This window comes from Stenotrophomonas sp. YAU14D1_LEIMI4_1, from assembly GCF_003086815.1.
Lineage (GTDB): Bacteria > Pseudomonadota > Gammaproteobacteria > Xanthomonadales > Xanthomonadaceae > Stenotrophomonas.
In genome coordinates, this window is sequence record NZ_CP025997.1 from 826,169 (window position 1) to 850,520 (window position 24,352).

Consider the following 24,352-nt stretch of genomic DNA (forward strand, 5'->3'; position numbering starts at 1 on the left):
GAAGCCTAGTGCAGGGCAGGGGCCGGAGCAAGGAAAAGCCGCCTGCCGGTTCCCATCGGCACCGAACAAGCCAGCAACGGCAAGGGCTTGGCGGTTGCCGGGACAGGTAGAATGGGGGCTCGATCCCGGCCCGGATGCGGGCCTGCAGCAGGAGATTGTCATGCTCTACCGTCGCCTGGGCTCCACCGGCCTGCCGATTTCCGCCCTGTCCTTCGGCGCCTGGGTGACCTTCGGCGACCAGGTCGCCCGGGACGAGTCGCGCAACCTGGTGGCCGCCGCCTGGGACCATGGCATCAACTTCTTCGACAACGCCGAGGGCTATGCCAACGGCCGCGCCGAGCAGGTGATGGGCGATGTGATTGCCGATCTGCGGCTGCCGCGCGACGGCTACTGCGTGTCCAGCAAGGTGTTCTTCGGCAGTGCCAAGGACCCGCGGCCGACCCAGCGCGGCCTGTCGCGCAAGCATGTGACCGATGCCTGCCACGCCGCGCTCAAGCGCCTGCGGGTGGACTATCTGGACCTTTATTACTGCCACCGCCCGGATCCGGACGCGCCCATCGCCGAAACCGTGCACGCCATGGACACCCTGGTGCGGCAGGGCAAGGTGCTGTACTGGGGCACGTCGGAATGGTCGGCCGCGCAGATCCAGCAGGCGCTGGAAGTGGCCGCGCGGCACAACCTGCAGGGCCCATCGATGGAACAGCCGCAGTACAACCTGCTGCACCGCGAGCGGGTGGAAGTGGAATACGCCCCGCTGTATGAAGCGCCGGGCCTGGGCACGACCATCTTCTCGCCGCTGGCGTCGGGGCTGTTGAGCGGCAAGTACGACGATGGCATTCCGGCCGACGCGCGCCTGGGCCGTGACGGCATGGGCTGGCTGCAGGACCTGGTGCTGGGCGACAACGCCGCCGCGCGCCTGGCCCAGGTACGCCGTTTCAGCCAGGTCGCCCGCGAGCTGGGGCATGCCCCGGCCAGCCTGGCCATCGCCTGGTGCCTGCGCAACCCGAACGTGTCCAGCGTGATCCTCGGCGCCAGCCGGGTGCCGCAGCTGCTGCAGAACCTGCAGGCGCTGGACGTGCTGGCGCAGATGGACGAGGCCGGCTGGGCACGGGTGGAAGCCGCGTTCGTCTGACCGCCCTGGTGGCGCCGAATCCCGCGCCCCACGCCCTTCGTAGAGTCGAGCTTGCTCGACTGCTCCTGCCTTTGCCCTTCGTAGAGTCGAGCTTGCTCGACTGCTCTTGCTCAGGAGCAGTCGAGCAAGCTCGACTCTACCTCATCAATAGCCACCATCTATTGAATCCAAACATTCGATAGATAATCTCATCGCCCGAACTGAGAATGGTTGTTGATTGTCAACTGAGAATCATTATCATCTATCGCGTCCCTCGCACGAGTCCAGACGCTCATGAATGCTCAACCTGTACTGCTGCGCCCCGAAACGCTGACCCTCCGCGACCGCCCGGTGCGTGCCGTTCCGGCCGAAGAGGTCATCGACAGCGAAGCCCTGCTCAAGGGCCGTCGTGAAATCCTGATCCAGCACGGCGACCGTTTCTATCGGCTGCGCCACACCAGCAACGACAAGCTGATCCTGACCAAGTAACGCGGCCCGGTCGCCCGCATCCCTCCCACCTGCCGGCCCGCTGGCAGGGTGGGCGACCCGTCCGCTCCCGCTCTCTCCCCCTCGGCTGTCCGTGCACGTTCTGCGTGCCGGTGGCCGGGGGTTCCCCCTGTGTGCCCGAAGACCCAAGACCGATGACCCGCCAGACCGCCCTGTCGATCGCCCTGTGGATGGCCCTGCCGCTGTCCGCCCATGCCGCCGCCGAAGCCGATGCCGCGCCCGACGCGCGCGAACTTGACCGCGTGCAGGTCACCGCCACGCGCACCGAACGTGCCGTGAGCGATGTGGCCGCCACGGTGGATGTGATCGACCGCGAACAGATGGACCGCCACCTGGTGCAGGACCTGCAGGACCTGATCCGCTACGAGCCGGGTCTGTCGGCCAGCCGCAGCGCCACCCGCTTCGGCCTGGGCAGCATCCGCATCCGTGGCCTGGACGGCAACCGCGTGCGCATCCAGACCGACGGCATCGCCATGCCGACCAGCTTCAGCATCGGCTCGTTCTCCAACGCCAACCGCAACTTCACCGATCTGGACACGCTCAAGCGCGTGGAGATCGTGCGCGGTCCGGCCAGTTCGCTGTACGGCTCCGATGCGCTGGGTGGCGTGGTGGCCTTCGTCACCAAGGACCCCACCGATTACCTGAAGGATGGCAAGGACAGCTACGTTGGCCTGAAGTTCGGCTACGACGGTGAATGGCAGGGCCTGCTGGGCGGCATCACCACCGCCTTCGGCGGCGACCGCTGGAGCGGCATGGTCAACATCAACCACCGCCAGGGCCAGGAAACCGACAACCAGGGCGACGTGCGCAGCCGCAACAACACCCGTACCGCGGCCAACCCGCAGGATCGCGACGGTCGCAGCGGCCTGGCCAAGCTGGTGTTCGCGCCCAGCGCGGACCAGCGCTTCCGCCTGACCGTGGAAGGCAACGAGGACAGCACCGATACCGATGTGCTGTCGCTGATCGACCGCACCACGACCACCGGCATGAAAGCGCACGACACCCAGGAACGCACCCGCGTGTCCTTCGCCCATGAAATGGATGCGCTGGACAAGGCCTTCGCCGACAGCCTGCACTGGCAGGTCTACAGCCAGCACAGCGAGACCACCCAGGTTACCGACGAAGACCGTGCCAATCGCACCCGTCGCCACCGCGAGTTCAACTTCGACCAGCAGGTGTACGGCCTGCAGGCGCAGTTCAACAAGGCCTTCAGCACCGGCAGCGTGGAACACGCACTGACCTATGGCTTCGAAGGCGCGCGCACCGAGATCCGGCAGAAGCGCGATGGCTACCAGGTGCTGGCCAATGGCCAGGTGACCAGCACGTTGCTGCCCGATGTGTTCCCGGTGCGCGATTTCCCGATCAGCAAGACCACCGAACTGGGCCTGTATGCACAGGACGAAATGCGCATGGCCGGCGGCAAGCTGTCGCTGGTGCCGGGCGTACGCGTGGACCGTTACGAGCTGAAGCCGGACGTGGATTCGATCTTCGCCCAAGATAATCCCGGCGTTGCCGTCACCAAGCTGGAAAAGACCAGCGTCTCGCCCAAGCTGGGCATGGTCTATCGCTTCACCGATGCCTGGTCGCTGTTTGCCGGCTACTCGCGCGGCTTCCGCTCGCCGCCGTACAACGACGTCAACCTGGGCTTCACCAACTTCGCCTTCGGCTACACCGCCATTCCCAACCCGGACCTGAAGCCGGAAACCAGTGATGGCGTGGAGCTGGGCCTGCGCTTCCTGTCGCCGGCGGCGTACGTCAGCCTGAGCGGCTACTACAACGACTACAAGGATTTCATCGAGTCGCAGTCGCTGGTGGGCACCAACGCGCAGGGCCTGATGGTGTTCCAGTCGCGCAACATCGCCGATGCGCGCATCTACGGCGCCGAGCTGAAGGCCGGCGTGGATTTCGGCCAGATCAGCCCCGCGCTGCAGGGCTGGGCGCTGCGCAGCGCAGTGGCCTGGTCGCGCGGTGACAACAAGACCGAAGACACCCCGCTGGATTCGGTGGACCCGATGCGCGGCACGGTCGGCCTGATGTACGACACCGATAGCTGGGGCGTCGAGCTGGCCGGTACCTTCGTCAAGCGCAAGGACCGGGTCGCGTCGGCCACGGCCTACCGCCCGGCCGGCTATGGCGTGGCCGACCTGATGGCGCACTGGAACTTCGCCCCCGGCGCCACCTTCAACGTGGGCGTGTTCAACCTGGGCGACAAGCGCTACATCGACTGGTCCAACGTTGGCTCGACCCTGTCGGCCAGCAGCAGCGTGCTGGACCGCTATACCAGCCCCGGCCGCACGCTGTCGGCCAGCCTTGCCGTTTCCTGGTGAATCCCATGAGCCGAGCCCTGTCTGCACGTCGTCTGTCGTCGTCCCTGCCGCGGGTGCCGCTGCAGGTCTGGCCCACGCCGGCGCAGCTGGCTGCGCTCGGCACCGTGCTGTGCCTGTACCACGCCGATGGCAGCGAGATCGGCGGCTGGCGCCAGGCGGTTTCGGTCCACGCCTGCCAGGGCGTGGACAGCGAAGGCCTGCGCGAAAGCCTGTGTTTCCTCGATGCCCGCGGCCGCTGCGTGTGGCGCCTGTACCTGCTGCCGGACAGTGATTTCCTGGCCTGGGACCGGCTGGTGGCCGCGTTGCCGTCGGCGCCGTCGCGCGATGCCGATGGCAGCGTGGGCGAACGCCTGTGGCGGCGCCTGGCCGGCCACCTGGGCGGGCAGCGCTGGCGCCTGTGCGCACTGCGCCTGCATGCGGCCGAAGAGGGCCGTACGCTGGCCGCCAGTCTGTCCACGCTGTCCTCGCTGGGGGCGGCCACCGCGCGCCGCATCGCCCGCCTGGAAGGCGCAGAGGGCGAACTGGCCATCGATGACTGCTGCTGTGCCGACGCCGCACGCCGCGCGGCCCCGCGCGCGTCCGACGATCTGCCGCTGGTGCGCCTGTAAGCGCGCGCCCGCTGCATCGCTCCTGATGGAACGACTGCCGGCCACGGATGGCCTTTCCATGAACCACAGAGCCAAGGACATTCGATGAAGTGGCAGACAGCCAGTGCGATGCTGCTGCTCGCCGCCACCGGCGCAGCCCACGCCCAGCCCTCCGACATCGCCCGCGACCACGCCAGCATCCTGGCCATGCAGGGCGAATACACCGTGGATTTCGCCTTCGACGAAACCGTGCTGCTGAAGCCGGGCTACGAACGCGCGCCGGCCATGCGCAGCGGCGGCAATGAAGTGGTGGTGGTGCTGGAAGACAGCCCCAAGCGCGTGGTGCTGCAGCACCTGCTGCTGGATGAAAAGAGCGGCCATGTGACCAAGCACTGGCGGCAGGACTGGGTGTACGAGGCGCCGAACCGTTTCGAATTCAGTGCCGAGCAGACCTGGCAGGTACGTACCATCCCGGCCGCGCAGAACCATGGCGCCTGGACCCAGTGCGTGTACGAAGTGAGCGATGCCCCACGCTACTGTGGCACCGGCCGCTGGAGCTACGACAACAACGTGGCGACCTGGACCAGCGATCTGAGCTGGCGCCCGTTGCCGCGCCGTGAGTACACCAAGCGCAGCGACTACAACGCGCTGGCGGTGATCAACCGCCACACGCTGACCCCGAACGGCTGGACCCACGAGCAGTTCAACACCAAGGTGCAGCGCAACGCCGACGGCAGCCAAGTGGAAATTGCCCGCGAGTTCGGTTTCAACGACTACATCAAGACCACCGAGGTCGATTTCACCCCGGCCCGCGATTACTGGAAGGCCACCGCCGGTTACTGGGGCAAGGTGCGCCAGCGCTGGGACGGCTTCCTCGGCCAGGCCCCGGGCGTGCACCTGAAGACCAAGCTGGATGGCATGGCGATGATCATCCCGCTGTTCACCCAGGCCCAGGACATCCAGGATGGGAAGAAGGTGAAGGACGCGCAGATCGACGAGGTCTTCGCCAAGTACGTGGAAAAAGCCCCCTTGTAGAGTCGAGCCATGCTCGACTGCCTCTTCCGGGCAGCGTATCCACGCGTGGCGTGGATCTATCTCCGCTTTGGGTAGGTGCCGAGCTTGCTCGGCACGCACCCGGCTCAGGGCGCCGGCGCACCCAGGGTCGTCAGGTCCAGCCCGGCCTCCTGGAAGGCGCGCAGGGTGGCCTGCAGGCTCGCCTCGTGATCACGTGTGCGCACGCGCCTGATGGCGTCGCTGCAGCGCACGCGGTCGGTGCTGCACGCCGTGCGCTCGGGCAGCAGCAGCGCGGTCTGCGCGACGAGGATCGCCATGTGCGCGACCTCCTTCCTCGGCTTCGGTTGGCCTTGGTAGAACCGGTCGAACTCCGCACGCAGCCCGTCCAGCACCTCGGCAGCGCTGCGCGTGTGCGCCCCGTCGGCCGTCACCAGATAGGTCGGGCGGCCCTCGTGGAAGTTACGCACTTCGTCGGCCAGCACCGTTTCCAGCACGAAGGCCTGTACCGGGTCCGGCGCAAGGCCGGGCGCAGTGCGCGCAGATGCGGCCGCTATCGCCAGCAGCAACGGCACGCCAACCAGCAGGACGCGCAGGCAGGAGCCGTACTTCATTGCTATTCCTTGAACATCAGAAACGCGGCTACCACGATCAGCGCGAACGCGGCCCAGTGGTTCCACTTCAGCGGCTGGTCCAGGTAGAACGCGGAAAACACCGCGAACACCAGCAGGGTGATCACTTCCTGCATGCCTTTCAGCTGCGGCGCCGAATACACCGCGCTGCCGAGGCGGTTGCCCGGCACCTGCAGGCAGTATTCGAAGAAGGCGATGCCCCAGCTGACCATGATGACCAGCATCAGGGGCGCGCTCTTGTACTTCAGGTGCCCGTACCAGGCAAAGGTCATGAACACGTTGCTGGCGACCAGCAACAGCACCGGGTACAGGTAAGCGGTGAACGGCATCGGCGTACGCCCTCGGGGAAAGGCGGCAAGCATACGCAGCGCGGCGTGGACTGCATATCCACGCCGCGCTGCCGGTGCTCAGGCCTCGCGCAGGGCCAGCGCCGGCGGGGTGTGCAGGATCCGCCGGGTACCCCACCAGCCGGCCAGCAGGCTCAGGCCGATGCCCAGCACGCCGCCCAGCAGCAGGCCCGGCCAGGGCGGCAGCAGCGGCAGTTCGAACACCTTCTGCGAGACCAGCAGGCCGATCGCCGCCGCCGCACCCACGGCCAGCGTGGCGGCCAGGGTGCCCAGCGCACCAAATTCCACCAGCACCGCGCCACGCAGCTGGCGGCGGGTGGCGCCCAGGGTGCGCAGCACGGCGCTGTCATACCGCCGCTCGCCGGCGGTGGCCTGCAGGGCTGCCAGCAGCACCAGCACGCCGGCCAGCAGGCTGAACACCATCACCAGCTGCACCGCCTGCGCGACCCGGTTCATCACATCGCGCACCTGCGAAATCACCGCGTCCACATCCAGCAGGGACAGGTTGGGCTGGGCCCGTACCAGCTCACCCAGGCCTGCGGCCTGGCCGGCCGGCAGGTGGAAGGCCGACAGCAGGTTGTGCGGGGTATCGCCCACCGCGTTGGGGTTCAACAGCACGAAGAAGTTCGGCCGGAAGGTGTTCCAGTCGGCCTTGCGGATACTGGTAACGGTGAACTCGCGCTGCTGCTCGCCGACGGCGATGGTGATGCGATCGCCCAGATGCGCGCCATAGCGCCGCGCCCACCCGGTTTCCACCGACGCTTCCGCCGCGGTGCTGTCGGCCTGCCAGAAGCGGCCTTCCAACAGGGCATTGGCCGGCGGGAAGGTACTGCGCCAACTGAAGTTCAGCGGGCGGTTCTCGTCGTCGTCTTCGCGCGGGCCGTTGTTCGGCCCGTTGCCTTCGGTGCCGGTCTGGTCTACGCGCAGCGGCGGCTTGCCGTTGATCGCGATCAGGCGGCCTGTGGCCATCGGCTCGATGCTGGCGTCGTCCGCACCCAGGCCACGCAGGGTGGCCAGCACGCTGTCGCGCTGTTCGGGCTGGATGTTGATCAGGAAGTAATTGGGGGTATCGGCCGGCAGGCGCTCGCGCCATTGCTGCAGCAGGCCTGGTCCGGTCACCGCCAGCAACAGCAGCGCGCACAGCGACAGCGACAGGCCCACCAGCTGCATCACCGCCAGCAGGCGGCGCCGGGTCAGGGCGGCCAGGCCCAGCCGCCAGTTGCCATGCAGGCGGTGCTGCAGGCCGCGCAGCACCTGCAGCAGCACAAAGCCCAGCACGCCGGCGGCCAGCGCCAGCGCGGCCAGCCCGCCCAGCACCCACAGCGCCAGTTTCAGATCGCCGGTTACCTGCACCGCCAACAGCAGGCTGGCGCCCAGCGCGGCCACATAGGCCAGCAGCGAGGCCGGCGGCAGTGCGGCGAACGAGCGGTTCAGCACCCGCATCGGCGGCACCCCGCGCAGGCGCAGCAGCGGCGGCAAGCCGAAGCCGAACAGCAGCAACAGGCCGATGCCGGCGCCGGTCAGTGCCGGGGTGGCTTCAGGCAGCGGCAGGCGCTGCGGCACCAGACTGCCCAGTGCCTGCACCAGGCCTTCCTGTGCGGCCATGCCCAGTGCGATGCCCACCGCACAGGCCGGCACCGCCAGCATCAGCAACTGCAGGGCCAGGCCCAGCAGGATGTCGCGCTGGCGTGCGCCCAGGCAGCGCAGCACGGCCACCTGGTCGATGCGGCGCAGGGCAAAGCGGTTGGCGGCCAGGGCGGTGGCCACGCCGGCCAGCAGCACCGCCAGCAGCGCGCTCAGGCCCAGGAAACGGCCCGCCAGATCGAAGGCCTGGCGCACCCCGCGCTGGGTGTCATCCACGCTCAGCACGCGCATGCCCTTGGTCTGTGGCAGCAGCCACTGCCGGAACGCGGCGATCTGCGCCGGTTCGCCGGCGAACATCAACCGGTAGTTGATGCGGCTGCCGGGGCCGAGCAGGCCGGTACCGTCCACGTCGGCGCGGTTCACCAGCAGGGTAGGGGACAGCGTCAGCAGGTCGCCGCCGGTATCCGGCTCGGCTTCGATGATGCCGGCAATGCGCAGCGTGCCCGCGCCAAACTCCAGATCGTCGCCGGCTTTCAGGCCCAGCGCCTGCAGCAGCCGTGGGTCGGCGTAGGCCTGGCCCTTGGGCGGCATGCCGGCGCGCTCGATCAGCGCCCCGCCCGGGGTGGCGCGCACGCGCAGGCTGCCGCGCAGCGGGTAGCCCGCTTCCACCGCCTTGATGCTGGCCATCTGGCTGGCATCACCCTGGAACAGCACGCTGCCGAAGCCGGCAATGCGGGTGTGGGCCAGGCCGCGCCGCTGCGCTTCCTCGGCAAAGGCGGCCGGCGGTTCGTTGCGGCTGCCCACGCCCAGGTCGCCGCCCAGCATTTCGGCGGCACTGCCGGTCAGGGCCAGGTTCACCCGGTTCACCAGGGTGCCCACGGCGGTCATCACCGCCACGCCCAGCACCAGCGCGGCGAACACGGTCAGCAGGTCGCCGGCCAGCGCTTCACGGCGCAGCGCGCGCCAGGCATGGCGCAGCAGGTTCATGCGTGCGCCTCGTGGGCGACGTCCTGCAGGCGGCCGTTGTCGATGCGGTGGATGTGCTGGCAGCGCTGCGCCAGGCGTAGATCATGGGTGACCAGCACCAGGGTGGTGCCACTGCTGGCATTGAGTTCGAACAGCAGGTCGCTGATGTGCTGGCCGGTGGCCTGGTCCAGCGAGCCAGTGGGCTCATCGGCGAACAGGATGCGCGGGCGGCTGACGAAGGCGCGGGCCAGGGCCACGCGCTGCTGCTCGCCACCGGACAACTGGCGCGGGTAGTGGCGGGCACGATGGGCCAGGCCCACCGCCTCCAGCACCTGCTGCACTCGGGCCGGGTCTTCGCGGCCGGCCAGTTCCAGCGGCAGGGCCACGTTCTCGGCGGCGGTCAGCGCCGGCAGCAGGTGGAAGCTCTGGAACACGAAGCCCACTTCGCGCGCGCGCAGCTGTGCCCGCGCTTCTTCGTCCAGTGCGCGCAGATCCTGCCCGGCCAGGGCGATGCGACCGTGGCTGGGCAGGTCCAGCCCGGCCAGCAGGCCCAGCAGGGTGGTCTTGCCGGAACCGGACGCGCCGACAATGGCCACGCTGGTACCTTCATGGACGGTCAGGGTGATGTTGTCCAGTATGTGGACTTCACCCTCCGGGCCCTGCACGGTCTTGCCGACCTGGTCGACGGCGATGGCGACGGGCGCGCTGCGGGGGGACAGGCTGTCGATGAGGAGACTCCAATGCGCGTTACAGGATGGAGCCGGCAAGCCGGCACGATGATGGCGCTGCTGCTAGGGTTGCTGCTGGCGCCCCTGCTGGCCTGTGCCAAAGGTCCGGGCGGCACCGTGCTGGTGCTGGGCGACAGTCTCAGTGCTGCCCACAATATCCCGGCCGATGCCGGCTGGGTCAGCCTGCTGGACAAACGGGTCAGGCAGCAGTCGAAAACCCCGCCGCGCATCGTCAATGCCAGCATGAGCGGGGAAACCACCGCCGGCGCGCTGACCCGCCTGCCGGGCCTGTTGGCCAGGGAGAAGCCCAGCGTGGTGGTGATCGCGCTGGGCGGCAACGATGCCCTGCGTGGGCTGACCCCGCCGCAGGTGCGCGGCAACCTGGAAAAAATGGTGCAGGCCAGCCAGAAGGCCGGGGCCAAGGTGCTGCTGCTGGGCATCGACGTACCGCCCAACTACGGCCCCGGCTACCGCCAGCGTCTGGCTGCGGTCTACCGGGGCCTGGCCGACCAGTACAAGGTGCCGCTGCTGCCGTTCCTGCTGGAAGGCGTGGCGCTGCAGCCGGGGCTGATGCAGGCCGACGGCCTGCACCCCACCGCCCAGGCGCAGCCGAAGGTGCTGGACAACGTGTGGCCGCTGCTCAAACCCCTGCTATGAACCGTTTCCGCGTGTCTTGACGGAACTTCACATCGCGTCCACCGTCGATGGGGCATGTTTCACAAAGCTGAAGACAGAGGGAATCACATGCGTCAGACGAAGGAGACTTCCGGCTTGGTGCTGGTGGTCGAGGACAACCGCAACATCTCCGAGATGATCGGCGAGTACCTGGAAGGCCGTGGCTTCGAGGTGGATTACGCGCAGGATGGCCTGGACGGCTACCGTCTGGCTGCCGAGAACAGCTACGACGTGGTCGTGCTGGACCTGATGCTGCCGCGCCTGGACGGCATCGAGGTATGCCGCCGCCTGCGCAACGATGCACGCAAGTCGACGCCGGTGCTGATGCTGACCGCGCGCGACACCCTGGACGACAAGCTGACCGGCCTGGGCTTTGGTGCAGACGATTACCTGACCAAGCCGTTCGCTATCCAGGAACTGGAAGCCCGGTTGCGCGCGCTGATTCGCCGCGAGCGTCGCCAGGTGGGTTCGGAAGTGCTGAAGGTGGCCGACCTGGTGCTCGACCCGGTCAGCATGCGCGCCACCCGCGCCGGTACCGAACTGCAGCTTTCGCCGATTGGTCTTCGCCTGTTGACCATCCTGATGCGCGAATCGCCGCGCGTGGTCACCCGCCAGGAAATCGAGCGCGAGATCTGGGGCAACGGCCTGCCCGATTCGGACACGCTGCGCAGCCATCTGTACAACCTGCGCAAGATCATCGACAAGCCGTTCGACCGCCCGCTGCTGCACACCGTGCAGAGCGCCGGTTACCGCATCGCCGATATCGCCCAGCCGATGGCCTGATCGGTGCTGGCGCAGGCACAGACCCGCCCCGGCCCTGGCCGGGGCCCGGGGCAGGGGGCGCGCAGCCTGTTGCCAGTGTGGTCACCGTCCGTGCACGACCGTGGCACGTGGCGCTGCCTATAATCGCAGCGCTTCGACCGGGACCCCGCAATGCCGCACGGCCTGCCGCGCAAGATCCGCATCGTTTTCATCCTGCAGGCCGTGCTGGCCAGCCTGGGCATCCTGCTGGGTGCCTGGCTGGTCGCGCTGGTGATCAAGCACAGCCTGGTGGGCGCGGCCCTGCGCGAAGAGGCGTCCTACTACTGGACCCTGTACGCGGCCTCGCCGGCACAACCGCCGCCCAACACCCAGAACATCCGCGGCTACCTGCTGGAACGCGGTCAGTCCAGCCTGTCGCTGCCGCCCAACCTGCGCGCGCTGGAGCCGGGCTTCCACGAACTGCCCGGCGATGACCAGCTGGTGCTGGTGGACGCGCGGCCCGAGGGGCGCCTGTACCTGGTGTTCCTGCGTTCCCGCGCGGAAATGCTGGCGTTCTGGTTCGGCATCGTGCCGGTGCTGCTGACCCTGCTGGCCGTGTACGGCGCCAGCTGGGTGACCTACCGTGCCTCCAAACGCCTGGTCTCGCCGGTGAACTGGCTGGCCCGGCGCGTCTCGCGCTGGGACCCGGGGCATCCGGAAGCGGCCGACCTGGAGCCGGACAAGCTGCCGGCGGACATGCAGGGCGAGACACGGCAGTTGGCCGCCGCGCTGCATTCGCTGGCCAGCCGGGTCAGCGATCATGTGGCCCGCGAGCGCAACTTCACCCGTGATGCCAGCCACGAACTGCGCACGCCGCTGACGGTGATCCGCGTGGCCAGTGACATGGCGCTGGCCGACGACGGCCTGGAACCGCGCCTGCGCCGCAGCCTGCAGCGCATCCAGCGCGCCGGGCGCGACATGGAAGCGGTGATCGATGCATTCCTGATCCTGGCCCGCGAGGCCGATATCGAACCGCAGATCGAACTGTTCGATGTGAGCGAGGTGGTGCGCTACGAAGTGGACAATGCGCGCGAGCTGCTGGGCAACCGCCCGGTCAGCATCGCCCTGCACAGTGCCGGACCGGTGCAGCTGCACGCCCCGCCGCGGGTGCTGCAGGTGGTGGTCAGCAACCTGGTGCGCAATGCCTGCAACTACACCGACGAAGGGCGCATCGACGTGGATGTGCTGGACGACCGGGTGGTGGTGCGCGATACCGGCATTGGCATGTCCGAAGAGGCCCTGGCGCGGGCATTCGAGCCGTTCTACCGTGCCGAACCGGACCGCCCGCAGGGCACCGGCCTGGGCCTGTCGATCGTGCGGCGCCTGTGTGATCGCTTCGGCTGGACAGTCAGCCTGGCCAGTGAGCCGGGCAAGGGCACCGAAGCTACCGTCATCTTCCGCTGACCCCACGCCGGGCATGGCCCGGCGCTACCGCTGTGTTTGGCCGGGGGCGGATCCCGTTGCCGCGCAACGGGCTCTGACCCCACGCCCGATCCGGTAGATCCACGCCATGCGTGGATGGGGCGACGGCAGCGCCGGGCCATGCCCGGCGTCCGCCATGGCTCAGTTGCAGTTGACCTTCGGCGCCAGCGCCTTGGTCCAGATCGCGTACCCGGCCGGGGTCATGTGCAGCATGTCCTCGCGGAACAGCTTCGCATCGGGCTGGCCATCGGCACCCAGCATGGGGGTGTAGATGTCGGTGTAACCGGTGTTGGGCAGCTTCGCCAGCGCGGCCTTGATCTGCGCGTTGGCCTCGTTGATCGCCGGCAGCAGGTGCGCACGCGACGGGCTGGGCTTGATCGACAGGTATTCCACCTTCGTCTTCGGCAGGTCGCGGTGCACGCGCTGCACGAAGGCCACCACGTCGTCGCGCACCTGGCTGGCGCTGCGGCCGCTGTTCAGATCATTGTCGCCGGCATAGAAGAACACCTTGCACGGCGCATACGGCACCACGATGCGGTCGGCGTACCAGGTGCTGTCGCGCACTTCCGAACCGCCGAAGCCGCGATTGAACACGGGCTGGGTGGGGAAGTCGCGGGCCAGGGTGTCCCACATGCGGATGGACGAGCTGCCGATGAACTCGATGCCACCGCGCGGCGGCGGCGAGGTGCGGTCGGTCTGGGCGAAGGCGGCCATGTCGCCGGCCCAGGCCACGTTGGACACCTGGTCGGGCACGGACGGCGATGCCGGCGGGCTGAGCGCCTGCGCCAGCGGTGCGGCAGTCAGCAGGCCCAGCATCAGCAGGCAGGTACGGCGACGGGTCATCGGGCTCTCCAGCGCAACAATAAGGACGTTCATCATAGGAGCTGGGCCGGCAGGCCGCTTGTCCCTGTCAGGTGGCGCACGGCCGGGGCCGGGGTGCCACGGCGGGCCTTGTGGCAAAATGGGCGCCATCTGCCCCTCCTTGTGCCTTCATGATCTCCTGCCGTGCGTCTGAGCGGTCGCTGCGCCGCGCCCCTGTTGCTGGATCCCTCACCCGTGGCTGACAACTTCGGCCACATGCCCCGCGGCCCGCGCCGCATCTTCCAGGCCGCACGCTGGTCCTGGCAGGGCCTGCGCGCCGCCTGGCTGCACGAATCCTCGTTCCGCCTGGAGGTCTACCTGCTGGTGCTGCTGGCGCCGTTGGCACTGTGGCTGGGCCAGACCCCGGTGGAGCGCGCGCTGCTGATCGGCTCGATGCTGCTGGTGCTGGCCATGGAGCTGGCCAATTCGGCCATTGAAGCGGTGATCGAGCGCTATGGCCCGGAGATCCACGAGCTGGCCGGCCGCGCCAAGGACATGGGTTCGGCGGCGGTGTTCGTGCTGATGATGAACGTACTGCTGTGCTGGGCCCTGGTCGTGGTGCCGCACCTGTTGGCCGGCACCTACGGCTGAACCCCCCATTCCCCACTGCCTTGAAGAGTTTCCATGTCCTTTGAGTTCCTCGCCGACCCCAATGCCTGGGTGACCCTGTTCACCCTGAGCGCGCTGGAAATCGTGCTCGGCATCGACAACCTGGTGTTCATCTCCATCGCCGTCAGCAAGCTGCCGGAAGAGCGCCGCCCGTTCGCCCGCAAGCTCGGCATCGCCGTGGCCTGCATCACCCGCATCCTGCTGCTGGTGTCACTGGCCTACCTGGCGCACATGTCGGCCAACCTGTTCAACGTGGCCGGCATGGGCATTTCCATCCGCGACCTGGTGCTGATCGTCGGTGGCCTGTTCCTGATCATCAAGGGCTACCTGGAGATCAAGGAACTGATCACCGGTGGCGACGATGAAAACCCTGCCACCAGCAAGGCTTCGGGCGTGTTCGGCATGGTCATCCTGCAGATCGCGATCATCGACATCGTGTTCTCGCTGGACTCGGTCATCACCGCGGTCGGCATTGCCGACCACATTCCGGTGATGGTGGCCGCGATCCTGCTGTCGGTCATGGTGATGCTGCTGGCCGCCAACCCGCTGGGCCGCTTCATCGACGCCAACCCGACCGTGAAGATGCTGGCGCTGGCCTTCATCCTGCTGATCGGTGCGGTGCTGATCCTGGACGGCCTGGACGTGCACGTGCCCAAGCCCTACATCTACGCCGCCATGGGCTTCTCGGTGCTGGTGGAGTGGCTGAACCTGCTGATGCGCCGCCGCGCACGCGAACACCACGTGCCGGGCGCCGGCGACTGGTAAGCGCGTTTCCTGGAACCCCCGGCCTGGCCGGGGGTTCTGCGTTATGGGGATCTGTGAACCGGGGGCAACACTGTTTCCCCGCCACGGGGCTTAATCCGGCCGGGCAAAGCGCGCACCCTGTGCGCTTCTTTTCACAGGCCTGCCCCACGCAGGAAACGTCCATCAACTCCAGAGCCGCTCTGTTGGCCCTTGCCGTCGGCGCCTTCGCCATCGGCACCACCGAATTCGCGCCCATGGGCCTGCTGCCGGTCATCGCCGACGGCGTGGGCGTGGGCATCCCTACCGCCGGCATGCTGATCACCGCCTACGCGGTGGGCGTGATGCTGGGCGCGCCGGTGATGACCCTGTTGATGGGGCGCTTCGGCAAGCGCACCGCGCTGATGCTGCTGATGTCGATCTTCGTGGTCGGCAACCTGCTGTCGGCGCTGGCGCCGAACTATGGCCTGCTGCTGCTCTCGCGGCTGGTCACCAGCCTCAACCACGGTGCGTTCTTCGGCATCGGTGCGGTGGTGGCCGCCAGCCTGGTGCCGAAGGACAAGCAGGCCGCGGCCGTGGCCACCATGTTCATGGGCCTGACCATCGCCAACATCGGCGGCGTGCCGCTGGCCACCTGGGCCGGGCAGCAGCTGGGCTGGCGCCTGTCCTTTGCCGGTACGGCGGTGCTGGGCGTGGTGGCGATCACCGCGCTGGGCCTGGCCCTGCCGGCTTCGGCGCCGGGCCCGCGCCCGGACGTGCGCCGCGAGTTGAAGGCGATCCTGCAGCCGCAGGTTCTGCTGGCGATGGCCACCACGGTGCTGGGCGCCGGTGCGATGTTCACCCTGTACACCTATGTGGCGCTGGTGCTGACCGAGCTGACCGGTGCCTCCAATGCATTCATCGCGGTGTCGCTGGCACTGGTGGGCATCGGCTTCACCGTGGGCAATGGCATTGGCGGGCGCCTGGCCGACTGGTCGCTGGATGGCGCCACGCGCATCCTGCTGGCGGTGCTGGCCCTGCTGATGCTGGTGCTGCCGCTGGCGTTCATGAGCCACGCCACCGCTGCGGTGGGGCTGCTGTTGTTCGGTGCGGCCACCTTCGCCATCGTCCCGCCGTTGCAGATCCGGGTGATGCAGGCGGCGACCGAGGCGCCGGGCCTGGCGTCGTCCATCAACGTGGGCGCGTTCAACCTGGGCAATGCGCTGGGTGCCGCGCTGGGCGGGGCGGTGATCAGCCTGGGCCTGGGTTATGCGGCCATTCCGGTGGCCGGTGGTCTGCTGGCCGCTGCCGCGCTGGTGCTGGCGTGGTGGGGGCGGGTGCGCGCGCCGGCCGCCGAAGCCTGCTGAGGAGGTGGGTTGCGGCAGGGCTTGCAGCCCTGCACCCGCCGAATCAACGTCAACGTCAACGTCAACGTCAAAAGCTGGCATTCCGTGGGATGGCGGGGTGGGTCCGGTCGAGGGGGACGCTGCAAGTACGTCCATGTAAGCTCGGTCGCCGCATCCATGCGGCTCACGCCCCCTCAACCGGACCCACCCCGCCTTCGACAGTTTCCCGCGGTCTGCCGGAACGGCCTCCCGCTTGGGTGCGTGTCGACCTCCCGCTCTGGTAGGTGTCGACCTTGGTCGACACGAATGCCTGAAGCATCGGCTCTTGCTCTTGCTCTTTTTTGATCTTCCCGCGGTGCGCAGGAAACCGTACGAGGCCGGGCGGGTGGGCGTGGCGGGGGTATCCGCGCCATGGATGGCGCGGCTAAGCCTCCAAGGACGGATTCACGGCGTCCCCCGCCATGCCCACCCGCCCGGACTACCCCGATGATCGATGAGCACCACCACCGCGGAGGGGGGCGGCGCCCGATGGCCGATCTTTCACCGCGTCCGTGGCATGCTCGGCACATCGTCCAGCCGGAATCGCCACCATGCGCCTGTTCACCCGTGTCCTGCCTCTGCTGCTGCTGGCCGGCCTGCTCTCCGGCTGCGGCTACAACTCCATCCAGCAGAAGGACGAGGCCGTGAAGGCCAGCTGGTCCGAAGTACTGAACCAGTACAAGCGCCGCGCCGATCTGGTGCCCAACCTGGTGCAGACCGTGAAAGGCTTCGCCAGCCAGGAAGAGCGCGTGCTGACCGAAGTCACCAACGCCCGCTCGCGGGTCGGCCAGATCAACGTCAACGCCGATGATGAAGCCTCGCTCAAGCAGTTCCAGCAGGCGCAGGGCGAGCTGGGCAGTGCGCTGTCGCGGCTGCTGGTGGTTACCGAGAACTATCCGGTGCTGAAGTCCGACGCCAACTTCCGCGACCTGCAGGCGCAGCTGGAAGGCACCGAAAACCGCATCACCGTGGCCCGTGGCCGCTACATCCAGCAGGTGCAGGACTACAACACCTACATCCGCTCGTTCCCGCAGCTGATTACCGCCAAGATCTTCGGCTACCAGCCCAAGCCGAACTTCAGCGTTGAAAACGAGGCGCAGATTTCCAACGCGCCGGCGGTCGATTTCGGCAACGCGCCGCAGCCGCCGCCGGCAGCGCAGCCGGCGAACTGATCCATGCGCCTGGTCACCGCGCTGCTGGCCCTGCTGCTGTGGCTGCCGCTGGCCGCGCAGGCGCAGCAGCTTGCGCCGATTCCGGCGCTGGATTCGCCGGTGGTCGACACCACCGGCACGCTGGACGCCACGCAGAAGCAGGCGCTGGTGCAGCAGGCGCTGGCGCTGCAGCAGCGCAAGGGCAGCCAGCTGCAGGTACTGGTGGTGGCCAGCACCCAGCCCGAGGACATCGCGCAGTACACCACCCGCGTGTTCGATCAATGGCAGATCGGCCGCAAGGGCGTGGATGACGGTGTGCTGCTGGTGGTGGCCAAGGACGATCGACGGGTGCGCATCGAATCGGGCTACGGGCTGGAGGGGGCGATTCCCGATGCCATTGCCAACCGGGTCATCCAGGAGTACCTGGTGCCGCGCTTCCGTGCCGATGACTACGCCGGCGGCATTACCGAAGCGACCGCAGTGCTGGTAAAGCTGATCGATGGCGAGGCCCTGCCAGCGCCGGTCAGCAGCCAGCGCGGCGCTGACAGCGGCGACGGCGGCGATACCTGGGCGCTGGCGCTGTTCATTGGCGTATTTGCCGGCAGTATCCTGCGCGGGGTGTTCTCGCGGGTGCCGCGCCCGCTGCGCGGCCTGCTGGGCGGTGGCGGCGCCGCGCTGGCGGCCTTCCTGTTCACCTCCACGCTGCTGGCCAGTGGCCTGGCCGGTATCGTCGGCCTGATCGTGGCCATGCTTTCGGGCCACCCCGGCCGCTTCGCCGGCGGCGGTGGCTGGGGCGGTGGCAGTTGGGGCGGCGGGGGCGGCGGTGGTTTCGGCGGTGGTGGCGGCAGCTGGGGCGGCGGCGGTGGCCGTTCCGGTGGCGGTGGCGCTTCGGGGGGCTGGTGATGATCAGGCGTATCGGGCGGCACCTGTTTTCCCCGTCGCTGCGGCGGGCCTTCCCGCCGGCGGCGCTGCAGGCGATCACCGAGGCCATCGCCAGTGGTGAACAGCGCCACGGCGGCCAGGTCATGTTCGCGGTGGAAGCCGATCTGCCCCTGCACGCGCTGTGGCGGCGGGTGACCCCGCGGCAGGCGGCCGAGCAGGCCTTCGCCCAGCTGCGCACCTGGGATACCGCGCATAACAACGGCGTGCTGATCTACCTGCTGCTGGCCGACCATGCCATCGAGATCGTGGCCGACCGCGGTCTGCACGGCCGGGTCAGCCCGGCGCAATGGCAGCGCATCTGCACCCATCTGCGCGAAGGGCTGCGCGGCAGCGAGCCGGTGCAGGCCCTGCGCGATGCCATCGATGAAGTCTCCGGGCTGCTGGCCGGGCACTTTCCGCCCGGTTCGGGGTCCGACGATGACGGGCTGCCCAACACCCCGCAGCTGCTTGGTTGAGCCGCGGCGGCGCTGGCCCGAGAATAGGCGTTCAACTGCAAGGCACCTTCCATGATCTATTTCCACGATATCGACCCCATTGCCCTTTCGCTGGGGCCGATCAAGGTGCACTGGTACGGCATCATGTACCTGCTGGGCTTCACGGCAGCCTGGCTGCTGGGCCGCAGGCGCATCGCGCAGGGGCGCCTGCCGGGTGTCGATGCCAACGGTTTTTCCGACCTGCTGTTCTACGCCATGCTGGGCGTGGTGCTGGGCGGGCGCATCGGCTACATGCTGTTCTATGCACTGGGCGATTTCCTGTCCAACCCGGTGCTGCTGTTCAAGGTATGGGACGGTGGCATGAGCTTCCACGGCGGCCTGCTGGGCGTGGTGGCGGCCTGCTGGTGGTGGTCGCGCAAGCAGCGTCTGCACCTGTTCGACACGATCGACTTCATGGCGCCGCTGGTGCCGATCGGCCTGGCATTGGGGCGGGTGGGCAACTTCATCGGCGCCGAGTTGTGGGGCAAGTACACCGACGGCACCTGGGGCGTGGTGTTCCCTTCGGGCCTGCCGGCACCGCTGAACCAGCTGGATGCGGCCACGCTGAAGGCGCAGTTCGCCACCGGCGCGCTGAACCCCTACGCGCGCCATCCCTCGCAGCTGTATGAAGCGGCGCTGGAAGGCGTGGTGATGTTCACCGTGCTGTGGATGGTGTCGGCCAAACCGCGCCACCGCTACCTGGTGTCGGGCCTGTTCGCGCTGATGTACGGCATCTTCCGCTTCGGCCTGGAGTTCGTGCGCATGCCCGACAACGGGGTCTACATCGCCTTCGGTTGGCTGACCAAGGGCCAGTTGCTGAGCCTGCCGCTGGTGGCGCTGGGCCTGGTGCTGCTGGCACTGTCGCGCCGTGCACCGGTGCTGCAGCCGAAGCCGCTGGTGGTGGCGGAGGGCAAGGCATGAAGGCCTACCTGGACCTGCTTTCGCACGTGCTCGAACACGGCGCCGAGAAGAGCGACCGCACCGGCACCGGCACCCGCAGCGTGTTCGGCTGGCAGATGCGCTTCGATCTGAACGAAGGCTTCCCGCTGGTCACCACCAAGAAGCTGCACCTGCGCTCGATCATCCACGAGCTGCTGTGGTTCCTGAAGGGCGACACCAACATCGGCTACCTGAAGGACAACCAGGTACGCATCTGGGACGAGTGGGCCGACGCCAATGGCGATCTCGGCCCGGTGTACGGCAAGCAGTGGCGCAGCTGGGCCACCGCCGATGGCCGCGAGATCGACCAGATGCAGTGGCTGGTGGACGAGATCAAGCGCAATCCCGATTCGCGGCGGCTGGTGGTCAGTGCCTGGAACGTGGGCGAGCTTTCGCAGATGGCGCTGATGCCGTGCCACAACCTGTTCCAGTTCTACGTGGTGGACGGCAAGCTGAGCTGCCAGCTGTACCAGCGCAGCGGCGACATTTTCCTGGGCGTGCCGTTCAACATCGCCAGCTACGCGTTGCTGACCCACATGGTGGCGCAGGCCACGGGTCTGGGCGTGGGCGACTTCGTGCATACCCTGGGCGATGCCCATCTGTATTCGAACCACTACGCGCAGGCCCGTGAACAGCTGTCGCGTGAACCGCGCGCGCTGCCCAAGCTGTGGCTGAACCCCGAGGTGACCGATCTGTTCGGTTTCCAGTTCGACGACATCCGCATTGACGGCTACGACCCGCACCCGGCCATCAAGGCCCCGGTGGCGGTGTGAGTGCGATGAAACTTTCGATGGTCGTAGCGCTGGACCGCAACCGTGGCATCGGCCAGGGCAATGCCATGCCCTGGCACCTGCCCGATGACTTCAAGCATTTCAAGGCGCTGACCCTGGGCAAGCCGATCCTGATGGGGCGCAAGACCGCCGAATCGATCGGCCGGGTGCTGCCGGGGCGGACCAACCTGGTGCTGACCCGCAGCGGCCAGGTGCCGTTCGAAGGCATGCGTGCGGTGGCATCGCTGGACAAAGGCAAGGCCATTGCCGAAGGCGAGGGTGCCAGCGAGCTGTGCATCATTGGCGGTGGCGAGATCTTCCACCAGCTGCTGGACCAGGCCAGCGACCTGTACCTGACCTGGGTGGACGCCGAGGTGCCGGCCGATACCCATTTCCCCGAAGTGGACCCGGCGGTGTGGCAGGAAACCAGCAGCGAGCCGCACCCGGCCGACGCACGCCACGCCTACGCGTTCCGCTTCGCGCACTACGTGCGTCGCTGACCCCGGGTAGAGTCAACCGTTGGTCGACTGCTCTTGTTCGGACCTCGCGAAACCCCGCGCTCCGCGCGATAGTCGACTGACAGTCGACTCTACCGCTGTGCCTTCAGCTCGGCGGCGGTGCGCCGTTGTTGCCACCGCCACCACCACCACCACCGCGACGGCGGCGGCGGCGCGGGCCACGGTTGCCCGGTGCGGCCGGCTGGCCGTTGCCGCCTTCCTTGGTCTGCACCGCTGGCGCACGCGGCTGCGGCGGGCGTGCCGGCGGCCGTGCATTGGCGACCGGCGCCGGCACATCGCGCCCCGGCACCTGCACCACGCGCAGTTCATCGGTATCCAGCTGCAGGGCAGTCAGCTTGCCGCCCCAGACCGCGCCGGTATCGATGGCGTGCACGCCCTGGGTGATGGTCAGGCCCAGCGCCGACCAGTGGCCGCACACGACCTTCAGGTCGCGCTCGACCCGGCCGGGCACTTCGAACCAGGGGTACAGTCCCTGTTCCTGGGTGCCGGGCGTGCCCTTGTCTTCAATGCCGATGCGCCCGCGCGGGGTGCAGTAGCGCATGCGGGTGAGCACGTTGATGATCGCGCGCGAGCGGTCATAGCCGGCCAGGTTCGGTGCCCAGCTGGGCTTGTCGCCGTACATGTTGCGGAACAGCTTGCGATAGCCGGCGCCGTGCAGCTGCACTTCCACTTCGGCGGCATGCTTTTCGGCCATCTGCGTGGTCCACTTCGGCGCCAGGCCGGCATGCACCATCATCCAGCCCAGCTCGCGGTCCACGTGCACCAGCTTCTGCAGGCGCAGCCATTCCAGCAGTTCGTCGCGGTCTTCGGCCTGCACGATGCGCAGCAGGTCTGGGTTGACCTTGCGCTGCTCTTCCTCGGTGCGCGCACCCACGGCCAGCAGCGAAAGATCATGATTGCCCAGCACCACCACGCTGTGCTCGCGCAGCGAATGCACCAGGCGCAGGGTTTCCAGCGATTGCCCACCGCGGTTCACCAGATCGCCGCAGAACCACAGGGTGTCCTGCGCCGGGTCGAAGCGGATCTTTTCCAGCAGGCGCTGGGTTACGTCGTAGCAGCCCTGCAGGTCGCCGATCGCCCACACACTCATCGTCCGGCCTCCGTGTCAGTGCAGGGTACGCGGGATGGCCAGCACGAAAGGTGCGACCGGCGCGGCAAATTCAGTGCCATCGTCGGCAACCATGTCGTAGTGGCCCTGCATGGTCCCGTGGTCGGTGCCCAGCATGACACCCGAGGTGTAGTGGAAGTCTTCACCGGGGCGCAGGCGCGGCTGTTCGCCGATCACGCCATCGCCATCGACATGCTCGACGCGACCGTTGGCATCGGTGATGCGCCAGTGGCGCGCAACCAGGCGCGCGGCCACGCGGCCACGGTTGCGGATGCGGATCGTATAGGCGAACGCATAGCGGCCGTCTTCCGGCGCGGATTGGTCGTCGAGGAAGCGCGGGGCAACTTCAACGGAGATGGCGTAAACGTCAGCGTCTTCCATACCGGCAGTGTAATCAGGTGGCATTGGCCAAAGCGATGAATTCAGCCACATCCAGCTGTTCGGCACGGGCATCGGGGCGCACGCCGGCAGCGGCGAACTGTTCGGCGGTCACCACCTTGCTCAACGCGTTGCGCAGGGTTTTGCGGCGCTGGCCGAAGGCGGCTTTGACCACCTCGGCAAAGCGCGCGTGATCGTGGATGGCGATGGTGGCCGGGTCGCGCGGCACCAGCCGCACCACGGCCGAATCGACCTTCGGCGGCGGCCGGAACGCACCCGGCGGCACCACGAACAGCGAGGTGACCTGGCAGTAGGCCTGCAGCATCACGCTCAGGCGGCCATAGACCTTGCTGCCCGGGCCGGCGGCCATGCGGTCGACCACTTCCTTCTGCAGCATGAAGTGCATGTCGCGGATGACCGCGGCATGTTCCAGCGCATGGAACAGGATGGGCGAGGAAATGTTGTAGGGCAGGTTGCCGACCAGGCGGATCGGCTGGCCGGCGGCCAGTTCGGTGAAATCCACGCGCAGCACGTCGCGGTGGACGATGGTCAGCTCGCCCAGCGGCTCGGCGGCTGCGGTGAGCGGCGCGATCAGATCGCGGTCAAATTCGATCACCGTCAGTTTCGGATGGACGCGCAGCAGGGGCAGGGTGATCGCACCCTGGCCAGGGCCGATCTCGACCAGGCGGTCGCCATCCTTGGGGTTGACCGCCATCACGATCTTGTCGATGTAGTGGCGGTCGGCCAGGAAATGCTGGCCAAGCTGCTTCTTGGCCGGGGCGGTGAACACCGGGCCGGAGGGGGAATGCGGGGAATTCATGCGCTCAGTGTACGTTGCCGGGCCAATTGCGCACACAGGGCCGTGGCGGCCTGCAGGCTGGACGGGTCGGCAATGCCCCGTCCGGCCAGGTCCAGCGCGGTGCCATGGTCGACCGCCACGCGCGGGTAGGGCAGGCCCAGGGTCAGGTTCACCGCCTGTTCGAAGCCCGAATACTTCAGTACGGGCAGGCCCTGGTCGTGGTACATGGCCAGCACGGTGTCGAACCCGGCCAGCTTGGCCGGCAGGAAGGCGGTGTCGGCCGGCAGTGGCCCGACCAGATCCATGCCCTCTGCGCGCAGGCGCTGCAGCAGCGGAATGATCAGGTCCAGTTCCTCGCGGCCCAGGTGGCCGTCTTCACCGGCATGCGGGTTCAGGCCCAGCACGGCGATGCGCGGGGCGGCCAGGCCGAACTCACCGCGCAACGCGGCATGCACCGTGCGCAGGGTGTGTTCCAGGACAGGCGCGGTGATCGCATCGGCCACTTCGCGCAAGGGCAGGTGGGTGGTGGCCAGCGCAACGCGCACGATGTCGTTGGCCAGCATCATCACCACCTTCACCCCGGCCTGGTCGGCCAGCAGTTCGGTGGTGCCGCTGTAGGCAATGCCGCCTTCGTTGATGACCGCTTTGTGCACCGGGCCGGTGACCACGCCGTGCAGTTCGCCGGACAGGCAGGCCTGGCCGGCACCGAGCAGGGCGCCGATGACGGCGCTGGCATTGGCCGGGTCGGCTTGGCCGAAGCGGCTGGGCGCGGCGTTGGCCACCACGCGCAGGCGCAGATCGCCGGGTAGACGCGCCTGCGCATCTTCCGGCAGCAATTGCAGGGGCAGGTTCAGCGCGGCAGCGGCCGCGCGCAGGGTGTCCGGGTCGGCGAAGGCCAGCAGCCGGCAATCATCGCGCGGCTGCTGTACCAGGCGGACACACAGTTCCGGACCGATCCCGGCGGGCTCGCCCGGTACCAGCGCGAGCTCGGGGCGCATGGG

The 24,352-nt window shown here is 68.1% G+C and carries 26 protein-coding genes; 17 read left to right on the forward strand and 9 right to left on the reverse strand.

Translation table 11 applies throughout. The annotated features are described in order from the left end of the window. Positions 1–160 precede the first annotated feature (160 nt). The 5 genes from C1932_RS03595 (at position 161) to C1932_RS03615 (ending at position 5,567) form a co-directional block, all read left to right on the forward strand. Positions 161–1,132, forward strand: coding sequence for an aldo/keto reductase (locus tag C1932_RS03595; protein WP_108752206.1), 972 nt, complete (start codon positions 161–163; stop codon positions 1,130–1,132). Positions 1,133–1,405: 273 nt separating this feature from the next. Further along, the gene (locus C1932_RS03600) at positions 1,406–1,600 is read left to right on the forward strand and encodes a hemin uptake protein HemP (protein ID WP_108748566.1); all 195 of its coding nucleotides are present in this window, start codon (positions 1,406–1,408) and stop codon (positions 1,598–1,600) included. Between the two features lie 152 nt (positions 1,601–1,752). Beyond that, complete coding sequence (locus C1932_RS03605) at positions 1,753–3,945, forward strand: TonB-dependent hemoglobin/transferrin/lactoferrin family receptor (RefSeq protein ID WP_325051529.1); 2,193 nt, start codon at positions 1,753–1,755, stop codon at positions 3,943–3,945. 5 nt (positions 3,946–3,950) lie between these two features. Beyond that, positions 3,951–4,553 carry a Hemin transport protein gene (locus C1932_RS03610; RefSeq protein WP_108761265.1) on the forward strand — a complete coding sequence of 201 codons (603 nt, stop codon included), beginning with the start codon at positions 3,951–3,953 and terminating at the stop codon, positions 4,551–4,553. 84 nt (positions 4,554–4,637) lie between these two features. Further along, the gene (locus C1932_RS03615; RefSeq protein ID WP_108761266.1) at positions 4,638–5,567 is read left to right on the forward strand and encodes a DUF6607 family protein; all 930 of its coding nucleotides are present in this window, start codon (positions 4,638–4,640) and stop codon (positions 5,565–5,567) included. Positions 5,568–5,671: 104 nt separating this feature from the next. Here C1932_RS03615 and C1932_RS03620 read toward each other — a convergent pair whose 3' ends face one another. The 4 genes from C1932_RS03620 to C1932_RS03635 all read right to left on the reverse strand — a co-directional run bounded on the left by C1932_RS03620 (position 5,672) and on the right by C1932_RS03635 (position 9,737). Beyond that, the gene (locus tag C1932_RS03620; protein ID WP_108761267.1) at positions 5,672–6,157 is read right to left on the reverse strand and encodes a hypothetical protein; all 486 of its coding nucleotides are present in this window, start codon (positions 6,155–6,157) and stop codon (positions 5,672–5,674) included. Positions 6,158–6,159: 2 nt separating this feature from the next. Beyond that, positions 6,160–6,504, reverse strand: a complete 345-nt coding sequence (locus C1932_RS03625; protein ID WP_108748571.1) for a DMT family protein — start codon at positions 6,502–6,504, stop codon at positions 6,160–6,162. Positions 6,505–6,582: 78 nt separating this feature from the next. Then, positions 6,583–9,093, reverse strand: a complete 2,511-nt coding sequence (locus tag C1932_RS03630; protein ID WP_108761268.1) for an FtsX-like permease family protein — start codon at positions 9,091–9,093, stop codon at positions 6,583–6,585. Then, the gene (locus tag C1932_RS03635; protein WP_108761269.1) at positions 9,090–9,737 is read right to left on the reverse strand and encodes an ATP-binding cassette domain-containing protein; all 648 of its coding nucleotides are present in this window, start codon (positions 9,735–9,737) and stop codon (positions 9,090–9,092) included. Before C1932_RS03635 ends, C1932_RS03630 begins: the two co-directional genes overlap by 4 nt. A gap of 75 nt (positions 9,738–9,812) precedes the next feature. Here C1932_RS03635 and C1932_RS03640 point away from each other — a divergent pair, with 75 nt between their 5' ends. The 3 genes from C1932_RS03640 to C1932_RS03650 all read left to right on the forward strand — a co-directional run bounded on the left by C1932_RS03640 (position 9,813) and on the right by C1932_RS03650 (position 12,680). Next, positions 9,813–10,457, forward strand: coding sequence for an arylesterase (locus C1932_RS03640; RefSeq protein WP_108761270.1), 645 nt, complete (start codon positions 9,813–9,815; stop codon positions 10,455–10,457). Positions 10,458–10,544: 87 nt separating this feature from the next. Then, positions 10,545–11,258, forward strand: coding sequence for a response regulator transcription factor (locus C1932_RS03645; protein WP_002811889.1), 714 nt, complete (start codon positions 10,545–10,547; stop codon positions 11,256–11,258). A 150-nt stretch (positions 11,259–11,408) separates the two neighbouring features. Next, positions 11,409–12,680, forward strand: coding sequence for a HAMP domain-containing sensor histidine kinase (locus C1932_RS03650; protein ID WP_108761271.1), 1,272 nt, complete (start codon positions 11,409–11,411; stop codon positions 12,678–12,680). 159 nt (positions 12,681–12,839) lie between these two features. On the opposite strand, the gene C1932_RS03655 is transcribed toward C1932_RS03650, so the two are convergent. Next, positions 12,840–13,541, reverse strand: a complete 702-nt coding sequence (locus C1932_RS03655) for an SGNH/GDSL hydrolase family protein (RefSeq protein ID WP_108748577.1) — start codon at positions 13,539–13,541, stop codon at positions 12,840–12,842. A 213-nt stretch (positions 13,542–13,754) separates the two neighbouring features. Between C1932_RS03655 and C1932_RS03660 the strand changes: the two genes are divergently transcribed. The 9 genes from C1932_RS03660 (at position 13,755) to C1932_RS03700 (ending at position 21,048) form a co-directional block, all read left to right on the forward strand. Then, positions 13,755–14,150: a diacylglycerol kinase gene (locus C1932_RS03660; RefSeq protein WP_108751473.1), complete on the forward strand. Its 396-nt coding sequence runs from the start codon at positions 13,755–13,757 to the stop codon at positions 14,148–14,150. Between the two features lie 33 nt (positions 14,151–14,183). Next, entirely contained in the window at positions 14,184–14,933 is a 750-nt protein-coding gene (locus C1932_RS03665; RefSeq protein ID WP_108748578.1) for a TerC family protein, read from the forward strand. A 161-nt stretch (positions 14,934–15,094) separates the two neighbouring features. Continuing rightward, complete coding sequence (locus C1932_RS03670) at positions 15,095–16,255, forward strand: MFS transporter (RefSeq protein ID WP_108763345.1); 1,161 nt, start codon at positions 15,095–15,097, stop codon at positions 16,253–16,255. Positions 16,256–16,824: 569 nt separating this feature from the next. After that, entirely contained in the window at positions 16,825–17,445 is a 621-nt protein-coding gene (locus C1932_RS03675) for a LemA family protein (protein WP_108761272.1), read from the forward strand. Between the two features lie 3 nt (positions 17,446–17,448). After that, complete coding sequence (locus C1932_RS03680; protein ID WP_108761273.1) at positions 17,449–18,327, forward strand: TPM domain-containing protein; 879 nt, start codon at positions 17,449–17,451, stop codon at positions 18,325–18,327. Further along, the gene (locus C1932_RS03685) at positions 18,327–18,821 is read left to right on the forward strand and encodes a TPM domain-containing protein (RefSeq protein ID WP_108748583.1); all 495 of its coding nucleotides are present in this window, start codon (positions 18,327–18,329) and stop codon (positions 18,819–18,821) included. The genes C1932_RS03680 and C1932_RS03685 overlap by 1 nt, the downstream gene beginning before the upstream one ends. A 51-nt stretch (positions 18,822–18,872) precedes the next feature. After that, complete coding sequence (gene lgt, locus C1932_RS03690; RefSeq protein WP_108761274.1) at positions 18,873–19,760, forward strand: prolipoprotein diacylglyceryl transferase; 888 nt, start codon at positions 18,873–18,875, stop codon at positions 19,758–19,760. Then, a complete protein-coding gene (locus tag C1932_RS03695; RefSeq protein ID WP_108752220.1) occupies positions 19,757–20,551 on the forward strand; it encodes a thymidylate synthase in 795 nt (264 codons plus the stop codon). The genes lgt and C1932_RS03695 overlap by 4 nt, the downstream gene beginning before the upstream one ends. A 5-nt stretch (positions 20,552–20,556) precedes the next feature. Then, positions 20,557–21,048 carry a dihydrofolate reductase gene (locus C1932_RS03700; protein ID WP_108761275.1) on the forward strand — a complete coding sequence of 164 codons (492 nt, stop codon included), beginning with the start codon at positions 20,557–20,559 and terminating at the stop codon, positions 21,046–21,048. A 103-nt stretch (positions 21,049–21,151) separates the two neighbouring features. On the opposite strand, the gene C1932_RS03705 is transcribed toward C1932_RS03700, so the two are convergent. From C1932_RS03705 to pdxA, 4 genes are read right to left on the reverse strand one after another with little or no spacing between them, the layout of a single operon-like run. After that, positions 21,152–22,156 (reverse strand): symmetrical bis(5'-nucleosyl)-tetraphosphatase, encoded by a 1,005-nt coding sequence (locus C1932_RS03705; protein ID WP_108761276.1) that lies wholly within the window; start codon positions 22,154–22,156, stop codon positions 21,152–21,154. A gap of 15 nt (positions 22,157–22,171) precedes the next feature. After that, positions 22,172–22,555, reverse strand: a complete 384-nt coding sequence (gene apaG, locus C1932_RS03710) for a Co2+/Mg2+ efflux protein ApaG (protein ID WP_108748588.1) — start codon at positions 22,553–22,555, stop codon at positions 22,172–22,174. A gap of 13 nt (positions 22,556–22,568) precedes the next feature. Continuing rightward, on the reverse strand, positions 22,569–23,372 hold the full coding sequence (gene rsmA, locus C1932_RS03715; RefSeq protein ID WP_108748589.1) for a 16S rRNA (adenine(1518)-N(6)/adenine(1519)-N(6))-dimethyltransferase RsmA: 804 nt from the start codon (positions 23,370–23,372) through the stop codon (positions 22,569–22,571). After that, complete coding sequence (pdxA, locus tag C1932_RS03720; RefSeq protein WP_108761277.1) at positions 23,369–24,349, reverse strand: 4-hydroxythreonine-4-phosphate dehydrogenase PdxA; 981 nt, start codon at positions 24,347–24,349, stop codon at positions 23,369–23,371. Before pdxA ends, rsmA begins: the two co-directional genes overlap by 4 nt. Between the last annotated feature and the right edge of the window lie 3 nt (positions 24,350–24,352).

Coding starts and splice junctions, on each gene's coding strand:
- C1932_RS03595 (WP_108752206.1), top strand. CDS start 161: ATGCTCTACCGTCGCCTGGGCTCCACCGGCCTGCCGATTTCCGCCCTG.
- C1932_RS03600 (WP_108748566.1), top strand. CDS start 1,406: ATGAATGCTCAACCTGTACTGCTGCGCCCCGAAACGCTGACCCTCCGC.
- C1932_RS03605 (WP_325051529.1), top strand. CDS start 1,753: ATGACCCGCCAGACCGCCCTGTCGATCGCCCTGTGGATGGCCCTGCCG.
- C1932_RS03610 (WP_108761265.1), top strand. CDS start 3,951: ATGAGCCGAGCCCTGTCTGCACGTCGTCTGTCGTCGTCCCTGCCGCGG.
- C1932_RS03615 (WP_108761266.1), top strand. CDS start 4,638: ATGAAGTGGCAGACAGCCAGTGCGATGCTGCTGCTCGCCGCCACCGGC.
- C1932_RS03620 (WP_108761267.1), bottom strand. CDS start 6,157: ATGAAGTACGGCTCCTGCCTGCGCGTCCTGCTGGTTGGCGTGCCGTTG.
- C1932_RS03625 (WP_108748571.1), bottom strand. CDS start 6,504: ATGCCGTTCACCGCTTACCTGTACCCGGTGCTGTTGCTGGTCGCCAGC.
- C1932_RS03630 (WP_108761268.1), bottom strand. CDS start 9,093: ATGAACCTGCTGCGCCATGCCTGGCGCGCGCTGCGCCGTGAAGCGCTG.
- C1932_RS03640 (WP_108761270.1), top strand. CDS start 9,813: ATGCGCGTTACAGGATGGAGCCGGCAAGCCGGCACGATGATGGCGCTG.
- C1932_RS03645 (WP_002811889.1), top strand. CDS start 10,545: ATGCGTCAGACGAAGGAGACTTCCGGCTTGGTGCTGGTGGTCGAGGAC.
- C1932_RS03650 (WP_108761271.1), top strand. CDS start 11,409: ATGCCGCACGGCCTGCCGCGCAAGATCCGCATCGTTTTCATCCTGCAG.
- C1932_RS03655 (WP_108748577.1), bottom strand. CDS start 13,541: ATGACCCGTCGCCGTACCTGCCTGCTGATGCTGGGCCTGCTGACTGCC.
- C1932_RS03665 (WP_108748578.1), top strand. CDS start 14,184: ATGTCCTTTGAGTTCCTCGCCGACCCCAATGCCTGGGTGACCCTGTTC.
- C1932_RS03675 (WP_108761272.1), top strand. CDS start 16,825: ATGCGCCTGTTCACCCGTGTCCTGCCTCTGCTGCTGCTGGCCGGCCTG.
- C1932_RS03680 (WP_108761273.1), top strand. CDS start 17,449: ATGCGCCTGGTCACCGCGCTGCTGGCCCTGCTGCTGTGGCTGCCGCTG.
- C1932_RS03685 (WP_108748583.1), top strand. CDS start 18,327: ATGATCAGGCGTATCGGGCGGCACCTGTTTTCCCCGTCGCTGCGGCGG.
- lgt (WP_108761274.1), top strand. CDS start 18,873: ATGATCTATTTCCACGATATCGACCCCATTGCCCTTTCGCTGGGGCCG.
- C1932_RS03695 (WP_108752220.1), top strand. CDS start 19,757: ATGAAGGCCTACCTGGACCTGCTTTCGCACGTGCTCGAACACGGCGCC.
- C1932_RS03700 (WP_108761275.1), top strand. CDS start 20,557: ATGAAACTTTCGATGGTCGTAGCGCTGGACCGCAACCGTGGCATCGGC.
- C1932_RS03705 (WP_108761276.1), bottom strand. CDS start 22,156: ATGAGTGTGTGGGCGATCGGCGACCTGCAGGGCTGCTACGACGTAACC.
- apaG (WP_108748588.1), bottom strand. CDS start 22,555: ATGGAAGACGCTGACGTTTACGCCATCTCCGTTGAAGTTGCCCCGCGC.
- rsmA (WP_108748589.1), bottom strand. CDS start 23,372: ATGAATTCCCCGCATTCCCCCTCCGGCCCGGTGTTCACCGCCCCGGCC.
- pdxA (WP_108761277.1), bottom strand. CDS start 24,349: ATGCGCCCCGAGCTCGCGCTGGTACCGGGCGAGCCCGCCGGGATCGGT.